At 63.6% G+C, this 12,275-nt stretch carries 14 protein-coding genes; 9 read left to right on the top strand and 5 right to left on the bottom strand.

Going from position 1 to position 12,275, the window contains the following annotated elements; all coding sequences use genetic code 11:
• Positions 1 to 50: 50 nt before the first annotated feature.
• Positions 51 to 716, top strand: coding sequence for a riboflavin synthase (locus tag H0O22_RS06480; RefSeq protein WP_185188126.1), 666 nt, complete (start codon positions 51 to 53; stop codon positions 714 to 716).
• 55 nt (positions 717 to 771) lie between these two features.
• The gene (locus H0O22_RS06475) at positions 772 to 1,356 is read left to right on the top strand and encodes a DUF308 domain-containing protein (RefSeq protein WP_185188125.1); all 585 of its coding nucleotides are present in this window, start codon (positions 772 to 774) and stop codon (positions 1,354 to 1,356) included.
• Between the two features lie 17 nt (positions 1,357 to 1,373).
• Here H0O22_RS06475 and H0O22_RS06470 read toward each other — a convergent pair whose 3' ends face one another.
• From H0O22_RS06470 to H0O22_RS06455, 4 genes are all read right to left on the bottom strand, one after another.
• Positions 1,374 to 1,745 carry an AbrB family transcriptional regulator gene (locus H0O22_RS06470; RefSeq protein ID WP_185188345.1) on the bottom strand — a complete coding sequence of 124 codons (372 nt, stop codon included), beginning with the start codon at positions 1,743 to 1,745 and terminating at the stop codon, positions 1,374 to 1,376.
• A 127-nt stretch (positions 1,746 to 1,872) separates the two neighbouring features.
• Positions 1,873 to 2,475 carry a cytochrome c oxidase subunit 3 gene (locus H0O22_RS06465; protein WP_185188124.1) on the bottom strand — a complete coding sequence of 201 codons (603 nt, stop codon included), beginning with the start codon at positions 2,473 to 2,475 and terminating at the stop codon, positions 1,873 to 1,875.
• A gap of 5 nt (positions 2,476 to 2,480) precedes the next feature.
• A complete protein-coding gene (gene ctaD, locus H0O22_RS06460; RefSeq protein ID WP_185188123.1) occupies positions 2,481 to 4,157 on the bottom strand; it encodes a cytochrome c oxidase subunit I in 1,677 nt (558 codons plus the stop codon).
• Positions 4,154 to 4,993, bottom strand: coding sequence for a cytochrome c oxidase subunit II (locus H0O22_RS06455; protein ID WP_185188122.1), 840 nt, complete (start codon positions 4,991 to 4,993; stop codon positions 4,154 to 4,156). The genes ctaD and H0O22_RS06455 overlap by 4 nt, the downstream gene beginning before the upstream one ends.
• 205 nt (positions 4,994 to 5,198) lie before the next feature.
• Here H0O22_RS06455 and H0O22_RS06450 point away from each other — a divergent pair, with 205 nt between their 5' ends.
• From H0O22_RS06450 to H0O22_RS06420, 7 genes are all read left to right on the top strand, one after another.
• Complete coding sequence (locus H0O22_RS06450; RefSeq protein ID WP_185188121.1) at positions 5,199 to 6,080, top strand: heme A synthase; 882 nt, start codon at positions 5,199 to 5,201, stop codon at positions 6,078 to 6,080.
• On the top strand, positions 6,073 to 7,089 hold the full coding sequence (locus H0O22_RS06445) for a heme o synthase (protein ID WP_255439530.1): 1,017 nt from the start codon (positions 6,073 to 6,075) through the stop codon (positions 7,087 to 7,089). Before H0O22_RS06450 ends, H0O22_RS06445 begins: the two co-directional genes overlap by 8 nt.
• A 49-nt stretch (positions 7,090 to 7,138) precedes the next feature.
• Complete coding sequence (locus H0O22_RS06440; protein ID WP_370521510.1) at positions 7,139 to 8,158, top strand: ATP-binding cassette domain-containing protein; 1,020 nt, start codon at positions 7,139 to 7,141, stop codon at positions 8,156 to 8,158.
• A gap of 51 nt (positions 8,159 to 8,209) precedes the next feature.
• Complete coding sequence (locus H0O22_RS06435) at positions 8,210 to 9,076, top strand: ABC transporter permease (RefSeq protein WP_185188119.1); 867 nt, start codon at positions 8,210 to 8,212, stop codon at positions 9,074 to 9,076.
• Between the two features lie 18 nt (positions 9,077 to 9,094).
• Positions 9,095 to 9,622, top strand: coding sequence for a hypothetical protein (locus H0O22_RS06430; protein WP_185188118.1), 528 nt, complete (start codon positions 9,095 to 9,097; stop codon positions 9,620 to 9,622).
• Positions 9,612 to 10,301, top strand: a complete 690-nt coding sequence (locus H0O22_RS06425) for an N-acetylmannosamine-6-phosphate 2-epimerase (RefSeq protein WP_185188117.1) — start codon at positions 9,612 to 9,614, stop codon at positions 10,299 to 10,301. The genes H0O22_RS06430 and H0O22_RS06425 overlap by 11 nt, the downstream gene beginning before the upstream one ends.
• A 90-nt stretch (positions 10,302 to 10,391) precedes the next feature.
• Positions 10,392 to 10,583, top strand: a complete 192-nt coding sequence (locus tag H0O22_RS06420) for a hypothetical protein (protein ID WP_185188476.1) — start codon at positions 10,392 to 10,394, stop codon at positions 10,581 to 10,583.
• 7 nt (positions 10,584 to 10,590) lie between these two features.
• Here the strand turns inward: H0O22_RS06420 and groL are convergent, their stop codons facing one another.
• Positions 10,591 to 12,261: a chaperonin GroEL gene (gene groL / locus H0O22_RS06415; RefSeq protein WP_185188116.1), complete on the bottom strand. Its 1,671-nt coding sequence runs from the start codon at positions 12,259 to 12,261 to the stop codon at positions 10,591 to 10,593.
• Between the last annotated feature and the right edge of the window lie 14 nt (positions 12,262 to 12,275).

Here is a 12,275-nt window from a genome sequence, read left to right as displayed (position 1 = left end):
GCCCGCTCTCCCTGCTGCCCGATTATGGCCAGTGTTGATCGGGCCACCGCATGTTCACAGGGCTGGTTCAGACCACCGGACAGCTGCAGCGCCGCAGTGGCGGCGTGACGCTGCAGATCCCTCCGGGTTCTGAGCTCGACCCTGCCCAGTTGGCCCTGGGGGACAGCGTTGCCGTCGACGGGGTCTGTTTGACCGTGACCGAACGCTCCGCCAGCGGTTTTCAGGCCGACGTCAGCGAGGAGACCCTGAGCCGTACGACCCTCTCGGCGAAGGCCGACCGAGGGGGCTGGGTCAACCTGGAGCCGGCCCTGCGTCTTCAGGATCGTCTCGGCGGTCATCTGGTGAGCGGCCACGTCGATGGCCTGGGCCATGTGGTGGCGGTCGAGCAGCAAAGCGCGTCCTGGGCCCTCAGGCTGCGTTGGCAGGATCCGGCCTTCGGCCGCTACATCTGCGAGAAGGCCAGCGTCGCTGTTGACGGCATCAGCCTGACCGTGGCGGGGTGCAGCGCTGATGGATCCGAGTTTTGGATCGCGGTGATTCCCCACACCTGGAGCAGCACGACCCTGCAGCATCTGGAGCGGGGCACGGCGGTGAATTTGGAGGCCGATCTGCTGGCGAAGTACACCGAACGCTTGCTTCAGCACGGCGCGTCGGGATCGGGTCCGTCAACGGCTCCGATCAGTGATGCCTGGTTGAAAGAGCACGGCTGGAGCTGACAACCCCAGAGGCCATGCCTACGTTCCGGGAGTTCGTGTTCCTGCTGAACACTTCATGGCTTCTGACGACAAGTCCGGTTTGGCGGTGGGCGCCCTGCGCAGCTTCACCGTCGCCGAAGGCATCCTGTTGCTGGTGCTGGGCGTTCTTGCCCTGATTTTCCCGATGATTGCCTCCGCCTGGGTGACGGTGGTGGTGGCCCTGGCTTTTCTGGTGGGCGGGATCATCGGCTGGGTGAACAGCCTCAACCGCTCCAGGCAGCTGAGCAAATGGCACTGCTTCTGGCGGCTCGTGGTCTCCACCTTGTTTGTGGTGACCGGCGCTTGGATCATTCAGCAGTTCAGCGCCGGCGTGGAACCGGCAGCGGCTCAGGTGGCGGCCTTGGCCTTCGCCATCGGCATCGTCTTCCTGGTGGAAGGCGTGGTGGCCAGCATCGTCTCCCTGTCCCACACCGAGATGGCCGGCTGGGGCTGGGGTTTGGCCAATGGCATCGTCACCTTCATCCTCGGCTTGATCATCGTTTCGATGAAGGGTCTGGGACTGTTGAGCGTGCTCGGAATCCTGGTGGGGATCAGCTTCCTCTTCAGCGGGATTGACCTCTTGGTGTTCAGTGCCGCTTTCCACGGACCGGACGACCGCTAAGCGCTCAAGCGCGCCGTTCAGAGGGCTTCTTTTGTGCCGCCGTCCCCCTCGAGGGGCAGGAGCCAAATGGAGCCCGTTTCTTTATGGATTTCGATCTTGAATTCCTGGCCAGGCTCCAGCCCCATGCGACGCGTGTAGGCGTTCCCGATCAGCAGGTTTCCATTGCCGTGCACCTTGGTGCGGAACTCGGCTTGGCGGCCTTTGGTGCCACTGCCGCCGCCGCTCTGGCTGGGCAGCTTGTAGCCCTTCGCTTCAACGAGGGCGCGGTAGAAGCTTTTTTTGAGGAGACGGCCACTGGGACCGACGTAACCGCAGGCCCTGGCGATCTGATCCTCCGGGCGATTGCTGAGGGAGCGAGCCTTATCCAGCAGCGCCTTGCCTTCCAACATCTCGGTTGGCTTGGTTGTCTTCTCTTCGACGAACACCGGTGCGTTGGGGTGCTGGCGGCCCGATTGTGCCGATCCCAAGCAATGCTTCGCAAGGGCAACTTGCAAGAACTGTGATCAAACAGCGGCCCTACAGCAGATAAAGGATTCCGTAGAGGACCACCCAGATGCCATCGACGAAGTGCCAATAAAGCTCCGCGGCCTCCAAGGGGAAGAGGTTGTCTTGGCTCACCCGACCACCCTCGCGGCACTGCCACCAGACGATCAGGATCATCAAGCCGCCCAAGGTCACGTGCAGACCGTGGAAGCCGGTGATGGCATAGAAGGTGCTGGCAAAGAGGTTGTCGGTGAGGCCAAAGGGGAGCTCGAAGTACTCCTTCATTTGCCCGGCCAGAAACGCAAAGCCAAGGGCGGCACTGACCAGTAACCAACGCTGGCCCAGGGCCCGTTGGTTGCGTTTCATCGCCGCGCCAGCGCGATGGAAAGTGAAGCTGCTGATCAGCAGCAGGAGGGTGTTGATGGTGGGCAGCACCAGCTCGAGTTCGTAGGTCGCTCCGGATGGCAACGGGTTGACGGCGCGGAAGGTCAGATACGCCGCGAAGAACCCGGCGAAGGTCATGCCATCGGCAACCAGAAAGGTGGCGAGGCCGAACATCCGGAAGTCGCCATGGTGCTCGTGCGCTTCGCTGGCCTCCTGTTGGCTCAGGGATTCGCTGGGAGTCAGGCTGGTCATGGTGTTCAGGAGCGCTGGTCAGAGTTGCCGAGCTTCCAGAGCTCAGAGCCCGAGGTGGCGGCTAAGGGGAGTTCGCCGGCGGGGATGCCATAGCCATAGGGCTCTGTCACCAACGGAGCTTCGCCTTTCCAGTTCTCTACGGGTGGGGGGGAACTGGTGAGCCACTCGGGCGTCAGGGCATTCCAGGGGTTGTCGCCGGCCGGGGCGCCGTTGAAGGCACTGAGGACGACGTTCAGCAGGAAGGGCAGGGTGCTGATCGCCATCAGCAGGGCGCCGATACTGCTGAGCTGGTTGATCAGCTCGAACTGGGGGTCGTATTCAGCGACACGCCTTGGCATGCCATTCAGTCCCAGCCAGTGCTGCGGCGCGAAGCAGAGGTTGAAGCCGACGAAGGTGAACAGGAAGTGCAGTCGGCCCAGATCTTCATTCAGCAATCGCCCGGTCACCTTCGGGTACCAGTGGTAGATCGAGGCGAAGATCACAAAGACCGTGCCTCCATAGACGATGTAGTGGAAGTGGGCGACGACGAAGTAGGTGTCGTGCACATGGATGTCAAAGGGGACCTGGGCCAGGGCGACACCCGTGATGCCGCCGAAGACAAAGTTGATGATGAAGCCACAGGAGAACAGCATTGCGCTGTTGAGGGCAATGCGGCCTCCCCACATCGTCGCGAGCCAGTTGAAGAATTTGATGCCGGTGGGAACGGCGATAAAGGAGGTGGCGATGGTGAAGAACAGCCGCATCCAGGGAGGCGTGCCGCTCGTGAACATGTGGTGGGCCCAGACGATCAGGCCAAGGAAGACGATGCCCATGATCGAATACACCATCGTCGTGTAGCCGAAGAGGGGCTTACGGCAATGGATGGGCAGGATTTCGCTCACCAGGCCAAAGGCCGGCAGCACCATGATGTAAACCGCCGGGTGGGAATAGAACCAGAAGAGGTGCTGGTAAACCACCGCATTCCCCCCCAGGCTGGGGTTGAAAAAGCCGGTGTGGGCAATGATGTCGAAGCTCAGTAGCACCAGCGTTCCAGCCAGAACGGGGGTGGAGAGCACCACCAGGATGCTGGTGCCGAGCATCGCCCAGCAGTACATCGGTAGCTGCATGAGCTTCAGCCCGGGACGCCGCAATTTGAGGATCGTGGCGATGAAGTTGATCCCGCCAAAGATCGAGCTACCGCCCAGGAGCAGCACGCTCAGGATCCAGATGATCTGACCTGTTGCCGGGGTTGTGATGCTTAAGGGGGGATAGGCCGTCCAACCGGATTGGGCCGCGCTGGCGATGAAGTAACTGCTGATCAACAGCAATCCGGCGGGGGGAATCAGCCAAAACGCCACGGCATTCAGCCGAGGGAAGGCCATGTCCCGGGCGCCCACATAGAAGGGGATCAGGTAGTTGCCGAAGGCGCCATTGACCACCGGGACAATCCACAAAAAGATCATCACGGTCCCGTGCAGGGTCAGGACTTCGTTGTAGGTCTCCCGCGGGAGGAAGTCCGAAATCGGAGTGAGCAGCTCGGTTCGAATGGCACCGGCGAGGGCGCCGCCGATCAGATAAAAAATGAAGCCGCAGACCAGATATTGCAGTCCGATCACCTTGTGATCGGTGCTGAAGCTGAGATAGCGAAGCCAGCCTTGGGGTTGGAGCGGCGTGCTGTGCTCGGGGGTCAGGCTGATGGTCATGACTGCACCGGGGTCTGGGGAGCGGCGTTCGCAATCGGACTGTTTTGGTTTACCCAGGCTTCGAACGTCTCGGGCTCATCGACGATCACCGTTGAGCGCATGCCGCCGTGGTAAGGACCGCAGAGCTCCGCGCAGACAATCGGATAGCGGCCCGGGCGGGTGGCGGTAAAGCTCAACAGGGTGGGTTGACCGGGGATGACGTCCTGCTTGAGCCGGAATTCCGGCACCCAAAAGGCATGGATGACGTCATTCGCATTCATATGAAGGGCTACTGGCTGCCCCATGGGCACATGGAGCTCACCGCTGGTGATCTCCGCATCGGGGTAGTGAAAGATGAAGGCGAACTGCATGGCCGTCACATCGATCGGCAGTGGAGCAGAGGCGCCATCACTTTCAAGGCTGACCGGACTGATGCCGCCCCAGGTGCGGGACTCCTCCATCTCCCCGCCCATGGCGTGCATGCTGTGGTCGTTGAGCGGCGCCATGCCGCCCATTCGGTCGTAGATGTCGTAGCTGTAGATGCCGACGAAGAGGACGACTATCGCGGGGATAGCGGTCCAGAGGATCTCAAGCGGAAGGTTTCCCTCGACGGCTTCACCATCACCGGTTTCACCTGGCTTGCGGCGAAATTTCACCAGGCTGTAGACGATCAGCCCAACAATCCCGACAAAGAGGATGGTCCCAATGCTGAAGAGAACCTTGAAGAGTTCGTCGTAAACCGGCGCATTCGCGCTGGCATCCACCGGGAGGAGGTTGACGTTCTGCCCGATCCATAGGCCCAACAAAACGAGGGCCATGCCGGTGATCAGGGTGAGGATTGCGGGAGGAATCCGCATGGTCCTGGATTCGATCGCCATCAGCCTATGGAGGGTTGGCGGTTGACGCGTCGTTCGTGGTTCTTTGCAGTAATCCGTCGCTGATCGGTGAGGGAATGCTCACCCGTTGATCACTATTGGTGTCGCTTTTGGACTGCGTGTCGCGCTGGTCAGCGAAGCCGCGGAGGCATCACTAGGTTGACGCCAACCGCCCTTCTCCCCTGAGATGTTCGGCGCCACACAGCCCAGCAAACGAGACGGTTTAGCCGCGCTCTGCGCCCACCTTTTGGTGGCCCTGATTGCACTGGTGGTCATTGGTGGCGCGACGCGGGTGATGGAGGCCGGGCTGGCTTGCCCCGACTGGCCCCTTTGCTACGGCTCCCTCTTGCCAGGTCGTCAGATGAACCTCCAGGTCTTCCTGGAATGGTTCCATCGCCTCGATGCCTTCGTCGTGGGTGTCGGCCTGCTGGTGCTCACCACGGCGAGCTGGTGGTGGCGACGCGAGTTGCCCAAGGGCTTCCCGCTGTTGTCCAGCCTTAGCTTGGTGTTGGTGGCCGTTCAGGCCGGCTTAGGGGCCTTAACGGTGACCCTGTTGCTGCCCTTCCCTGTGGTGACGGCGCACCTGCTCACCGCTCTGGTGCTGGTGGCTCTCCTCAGTGGTCTGAGTGAATTGCTCAGGACCGGCTCGCTCGCTCCGACGTCGAGCCGCTCTCTCCTCTGGGCTGGTTTGGCCGCGGTTCTAGCCCTGGCTGTTCTGGTGCAATGCCTCCTCGGGGGGTTGATGGCCAGTCAGTGGGCGGCGGGCCGTTGCTTAAGCGCGGGTGAGGGCTGCTCCTTGCTTTTGCTGCATCGCCTTGGTGCGCGGCCGGTGGGGGTTCTAGTGCTGCTCGGTTCCGGACTTCTGCTCTGGAAACGTCCCAGTGATCGCCCCTTGGCCTTGGCTGCGGCCCTGTTGGTGTTGCTTCAGATCGCCCTGGGCGTCCTGAGTTTGCGGCTCAGTTTGTCCGTCCCCGCGGTGACGGTGGCCCACCAGCTCGGGGCGGCTCTGCTGGTTGCAGTTTTGGCGGCCTTGACCGTTCGTAGTTGGCCGGAGGTGCTTCGTGGTTAATTCGCTGACCTTGACGCGAGAGGAGGTGGTTCCCTCCCGGAAGCGGGTCAAGTTGCCCCCCTGGTTGGAGATCGCCAAGCCGCGGTTGATTCCCCTGCTCTTAGCCACGACCCTCGGTGGGATGGCGCTGTCGGAGGGCTGGCCGCTGCCTCCCTTGCGCTTGGCCTGCACCTTGGGCGGCGGAGCCTTGGCGGCGGCAGCGGCGGGTGTTTTGAACTGTCTCTGGGAGCAGGAGCTCGATGGCCGCATGCAGCGGACCAGCGGCCGTGCCCTTCCCTCCGGTCGCCTCTCCATCGCGACGGCCTTCGCCATTGCCGTCACCCTGACCCTGACGGCAGCCACCCTCTTGGTGGGGGGTGTGAATTGTCTGGCCGCGAGCTTGTCGCTGTTGGGCCTCTGCAGCTACGTGCTGCTCTATACGGTGCTGCTCAAGCCGCGCACCACCCAAAACATCGTTATCGGCGGTGTGGCCGGCGCCATTCCTCCGCTGGTGGGCGCCGCCGCCGCCACCGGCCACCTGGGCCTGGGCAGTTGGTGGTTGTTTGCCCTGGTGATGCTCTGGACGCCCGCCCATTTCTGGGCCTTGGCCTTGTTGCTTAAGGAGGACTACCGCGCTGTGGGCATTCCGATGCTTCCGGTGGTGAAGGGCAGTGGTGCCACGGCTGAGGCCATTCGCTGGTACGCCCTGGCCACCGTGGTGCTCAGTCTGGTGGGGGTCTGGGCCTTGCCCGGCGGTGGTTTGCTCTATGGGCTCTTGCTGCTGCCGTTCAACGCTCGGCTGCTGCAGATGACCTGGATGTTGCAGCAAGACCCCGACGATCTTCAGCGGGCCAAGGGTCTCTTTCGCTGGTCGATCTTCTACCTCTTTGGTGTCTGTTTGCTGCTGTTGATGGCGCGCATGCCGGCCGGCGAGCAGTTCTCCGAGCAGGGCTTCGCCCTGCTCGGTTGGAGTGGGTCCGGCAACGCAGGTTTCACCCTGGCCGCATCGCTGGTCAGCAGCGCTTTCTAGATTCGAAACCTCTAGTGCTTCAGCGAGGTCGGCGGCGGTGACTCATCCAGTGATTGATCTGGAGAACGTCTCCAAGCGCTACGGCAAAGGCGAGAAAGCCGTTGACGCCCTCAATGGTCTGAATCTGCAGGTTCCCGCGGGCAGCCTGTTTGGATTGCTCGGCCCCAACGGGGCAGGTAAAACCACCACCCTGCGCATCCTGGCCACGTTGTTGGCCCCATCCAGCGGCCGGGTTCAGGTGGCTGGGCTGGATGCCCTGGCCGACCCTAGGGGCGTTCGCGAGCGCCTGGGCTACGTGGCCCAGGAGGTCGCCCTCGACAAAATCCTCAGCGGCCGTGAGCTGCTCCAGTTGCAGGGTGATCTCTATCACCTGCCCCGCTCAGCGCGGGATCAGCGCATCGCCGAGCTGATTGAGCTGTTGGGCATGGCCGACTGGATCGATCGCCGCAGCGGCACCTACTCCGGCGGGATGCGTCGCCGCTTGGATTTGGCCTCGGGACTGCTGCACCGGCCGGATGTTCTGGTGCTGGATGAACCCACCGTTGGTCTGGATATTGAGAGTCGCGCCGCCATCTGGACGGTCCTCCATCAACTGCGGGATCAAGGGACCACGGTGCTGCTCAGCAGCCATTACCTCGAAGAGGTCGATGCCCTGGCAGATCAGCTGGCGATCATCGAGGGGGGCCGCGTGATCGCTTCGGGTCCCCCGTCTGAGCTCAAAGCCGCCCTCGGCGGTGACCGCGTCACCCTGCGGATTCGGGAATTCAGCGATGAGCCCGAGGCCCTGCGGGTCCAACAGCTGCTGCAGGCCTGCCCCGGGGTGCGCCAGGTGGTCGTGAACCGTGCCCAAGGCTTCTCCTTGAACCTGGTGGTCGAAAACGATGGTGTCGTGGAGCAACTGCGGCGCCAGTTGGCCGAGGCCCAACTGCCGGTCTTCGCCTTGGCCCAAAGCCGCCCAAGCCTGGATGACGTCTACCTGCAGGCCACGGGCCGCACATTGATGGATGCCGAATTGGCGGTGGCCGGTGTCCGTGATGCCAAGGCTGAGCGCAAGCAGTCGATGCGTTGACCCCTGTTTCGATTCGGGATTCCCCCGGGATGGACTTTTCTGCTTTCTGACATGACCAGCGCTTCCTCCTCCTTGCTCAGTCCGGCACCCAGCGCGAACGCGCAGCGCTCGGCGCTGGCTGATCTGACCCAGGAAACCCTGGCCCTCACTCGCCGTCTGTTTCTGCAACTGGCCCGCCGTCCCTCGACGTTGGTGGCTGGGGTCCTGCAGCCCTTGATTTGGTTGGTTCTCTTCGGCGCCCTCTTTGCGAATGCCCCCGAAGGACTTCTGCCCGAGGGCATGAGCTACGGACGCTTCCTTGGGGCCGGTGTGATCGTCTTCACGGCCTTCAGTGCGGCCCTCAATGCCGGCCTGCCGGTGATGTTCGACCGCGAGTTCGGCTTCCTCAATCGCCTGCTGGTGGCCCCCTTGCGTTCCCGCAGCTCGATTGTCTTGGCCTCGGTGCTCTACATCACCGCGCTCAGCCTGGTGCAGAGCGTCGCGATCATGGCCACAGCCTGGGTGTTGGGGTACGGCTGGCCCGGCGGCGGTGGCTTGCTGCTGGTGCTGCTGACCTTGCTCTTGTTGGTCTTTGCCGTCACGGGCCTGAGTTTGGGCTTGGCCTTTGCGCTGCCGGGGCACATCGAGCTGATTGCCGTGATCTTTGTGGCCAACTTGCCCCTGCTGTTTGCCAGTACGGCTCTGGCCCCGATTTCCTTTATGCCGGCCTGGTTGGGCTGGCTAGCGGCCGTAAATCCCCTTACCTTCGCGATTGAGCCGATTCGCGCCGCCTACGCCGGTCACTTCTCCCTTTCTGCTGTGGTTTTGCATGCCCCCTATGGGGATTTGACGGCTGCAGCCTGTTTGGGGGTTCTGGCCGCCCTGGCGGTGGGTTTGTTCCTGCTGATCCGCCCGTTGTTGGATCGCAAGCTCGCCTGATCTTTTCCGGACGCGATCGTGGCCCAGCGCCCTTCCCCACCTCCTTCTCCCCAGGCCCGACGCCAGGCCCATGTCCTCTCCCTGCGGCAGGCCCTCTCCAAGCGAGACCGAGCTGGAGTGGATGGGTTGGTTGGGCAATGGGTCCATCGCCACGGCGTCGATGGTCTCGAGCCGTTGCTGCAAGAGCTAGAGCGGGAGGATCCCGAGGGCCTGAGTTGGTGGCGTTTGGGGGCTCAGGAGCTCGAAGAAGCGGATTCAGCCCCTGAGCCCGCGGTCATCGCTGAGCCTGTTGTTGCGGAGAGTGAGCCCACCCCAGAGGAGCTCGCGCCTGAGCCCATGGCGGAACCAGCCCCAGAGCCCGTCGTGGCCGCAGACCCTGCCCCTGCCATTGCTCCGCCGGCGCCTCTCCCGATGCCCCAGGAGGCGGTGAAACGCTCCATCCGCCCGCGTCCCGCCGCTTCCCGACCTGCTCCTGCACCGAGTCATCCGGCCCTCGCCGAGTTGCGCTCTTGGCTGCCGAGCGCCGGAGAGTCCCGTGCTGCCTGATCCCTCCAGGCTGAGGGGAGGGCTGATCGTTTCGGTTCAAGCTCCGGAGGGGTCCCCGATGCGCGATCCGCAGGTGATCGCCGCCATGGCGGAGGCGAGCCTGAACAACGGCGCGGTGGGCGTTCGCTTGGAGAGCCCCGAGCACATCGGGGCTGTACGTCGTCGTTGCCCCAAAGCCTTGATCATTGGGCTGTGGAAGCGCACGTTTCCGGAGAGTTCCGTCTACATCACCCCAGGCTGGACGGAGATCCAGGCGGTCTGGGCCGCTGGGGCCGATGTGATTGCCCTCGATGCGACAGAACGGGATCGCCCAGGCGGTGCCCAGTTGCCTGCGTTGCTGCAGCGCGCCAAGCAAGAGGTGGGTGCGTGCTTGATGGCCGATGTCGACAGCCTGGAGAACGGCCTTCGCGCCGCTCAATGGGGTTGCGATTGGGTGGGGACAACCCTCTATGGCTACACCGAGGGCACCGCGTCGCTTCAGCCCCCGGCCTGGCCTCTTTTGGGATCTCTTCGGGAGCAGCTGCCAGCCGAGGTGCTGCTGATTTGTGAGGGGGGAATCGCTTCGGCGCAGCAGGCCCGACAGGCCATCGATGGCGGAGCCGACGCTGTCGTTGTGGGCACGGCTATCACCGGAGTGGACCTGCAGTTGGCGGCCTACCAGCGGGCCCTGGGGGCCTAGGCGCCAAAAAGCTTTCTGAAGGAGCAGGCCTTGGCACAAGCCGTGAGCAAACTAGGTTTGTCTCGGTTGTCTCATGTGGGAGGAAAACTGATGGACTTCCCGCGCGCGCTGCCGTTGTTCTCTGTGGCGTTGGGCGCGACGCTTTTGGCCACGCCCATGACGGGGCTCCCCTTTGCTGAGCTTGAAGCGCTGAACAGGGAGCTGGGCCTCCTCTGCAGCAATCCGCCCAGGGAAGCCCTTGCCGTCTGCCGGATTCACGCCCGCTTGATTCGGACGATGTAGTCCGGGATCACATCATGCCGGGCATGCCCATGCCGCCCATACCACCCATTCCGCCCATGCCACCCATGGGATCCATGCCACCGCCACCGGGGGCGGCAGCAGCGGCAGGTTCGGGTTTGTCGGCGATCACCGCTTCGGTGGTGAGCAGCAGGGAGGCGATGGAGACAGCGTCCTGCAGGGCCAGGCGGACCACCTTGGCGGCATCGAGAATGCCCGCGGTCAGCAGGTTCTCGTAGCTACCGGTGGCGGCATTGAAGCCGTTGCTGCTGCTGGCGACTTGATCTGCGACCACGTTGGGGTCGTAACCAGCGTTGGCTGCGATCTGGTGCAGAGGAGCGGAGAGGGCGCGCTGCACGATCTGAACGCCGGTGCGCTCATCCCCATCCAGTTGGGCGGCGAGGCCGTCCAGGTTGGCGGCGAGCTGAACCAGGGTGCTGCCACCGCCGGCCACGATCCCCTCTTCCACCGCGGCGCGGGTGGCGTTCAGGGCATCTTCGATGCGAAGTTTGCGGTTGCGCAGTTCGGTTTCGGTGGGAGCGCCCACTTTGATCACCGCAACGCCACCGGCCAGCTTGGCGATGCGCTCGGTCAGCTTCTCGCGGTCGTACTCCGACTCGGTGTTCTCCAGCTCGCGCTTGATCGCCGACACCCGGTCGCGCACGGCGGCCTGGTGGGCGTCACTGGCCACGATCGTGGTGTCGTCCTTGCTGATCGTGATCCGGCGCGCGCTGCCGAGATCCTCCAAGCCCACTTGATCCAGCGCCATGGCGCGGTCTTCGCTGATCAGGTTGGCGCCGGTCAGGATGGCGATGTCCTGGAGCTGGGCCTTGCGGCGATCGCCAAAGCCAGGGGCGCGGACGGCGGCCACCTGGAGGACGCCGCGGTTCTTGTTGACCACCAGGGTGGCCAGGGCCTCACCCTCGACTTCCTCGGAGAGGATCACCAGCGGCTTGCCGGCTTTCGAGACGGCCTCGAGAACGGGCACCAGGTCGTTGATCGCGCTGATCTTGCGGTCGGTGACCAGGAGCAGTGCATCGTCGAATTCGCAAACGCGACGGTCGTTGTCGGTCACGAAATAGGGGGAGCTGTAGCCCCGATCGAAGGCCATGCCTTCGGTGACCTCCAGTTCGGTGGCCAGGCTCTTGCTCTCTTCCACGGTGATGACGCCATCGACGCTCACCTTGTCCATTGCCTCGCTGACCATCCGGCCCACTTCCTCATCGCCACCGGAGCTGACGGTGGCCACTTGGCGGATGGAGTCACCCGCGACGGGGGTGGAGCGCTCTTGGATGCCCGCCACGACCTGAGCGGTGGCTTTTTCCATGCCGCGGCGCAGGCCCACGGGGCTGGCACCAGCGGCCACGTTGCGTAGACCTTCGCGGGTCATGGCCTGGGCGAGGACCGTGGCGGTCGTCGTGCCGTCACCGGCCTTGTCCTTGGTCTTGGTGGCGACCTGCAGGAGCAGTTTGGCGCCCAGATTCTCGAAGGGGTCTTCGAGTTCGATGTCCCGGGCGATGGTCACGCCGTCGTTGACCACATCGGGGGCGCCGAACTTTTTCTCGAGCACCACGTTGCGGCCCTTAGGACCGATGGTGACCTTCACCGCATCGGCGAGGGCGTTCACGCCGCGCTCGAGATAGGCGCGGGATTCATCGGAGAAGGAGAGCAGCTTGGCCATCGCGGAGGCTGATC

This window comes from Synechococcus sp. LTW-R, from assembly GCF_014217875.1.
Classification (GTDB): domain Bacteria; phylum Cyanobacteriota; class Cyanobacteriia; order PCC-6307; family Cyanobiaceae; genus Vulcanococcus.
This window is presented reverse-complemented; position numbering and strand designations above follow the sequence as displayed.

Bases quoted from the DNA above. Each gene is read 5' to 3' on its own strand.
- H0O22_RS06480 (WP_185188126.1), top strand. From the start codon at position 51: ATGTTCACAGGGCTGGTTCAGACCACCGGACAGCTGCAGCGCCGCAGT.
- H0O22_RS06475 (WP_185188125.1), top strand. From the start codon at position 772: ATGGCTTCTGACGACAAGTCCGGTTTGGCGGTGGGCGCCCTGCGCAGC.
- H0O22_RS06470 (WP_185188345.1), bottom strand. From the start codon at position 1,745: ATGTTGGAAGGCAAGGCGCTGCTGGATAAGGCTCGCTCCCTCAGCAAT.
- H0O22_RS06465 (WP_185188124.1), bottom strand. From the start codon at position 2,475: ATGACCAGCCTGACTCCCAGCGAATCCCTGAGCCAACAGGAGGCCAGC.
- ctaD (WP_185188123.1), bottom strand. From the start codon at position 4,157: ATGACCATCAGCCTGACCCCCGAGCACAGCACGCCGCTCCAACCCCAA.
- H0O22_RS06455 (WP_185188122.1), bottom strand. From the start codon at position 4,993: ATGCGGATTCCTCCCGCAATCCTCACCCTGATCACCGGCATGGCCCTC.
- H0O22_RS06450 (WP_185188121.1), top strand. From the start codon at position 5,199: ATGTTCGGCGCCACACAGCCCAGCAAACGAGACGGTTTAGCCGCGCTC.
- H0O22_RS06435 (WP_185188119.1), top strand. From the start codon at position 8,210: ATGACCAGCGCTTCCTCCTCCTTGCTCAGTCCGGCACCCAGCGCGAAC.
- H0O22_RS06420 (WP_185188476.1), top strand. From the start codon at position 10,392: ATGGACTTCCCGCGCGCGCTGCCGTTGTTCTCTGTGGCGTTGGGCGCG.
- groL (WP_185188116.1), bottom strand. From the start codon at position 12,261: ATGGCCAAGCTGCTCTCCTTCTCCGATGAATCCCGCGCCTATCTCGAG.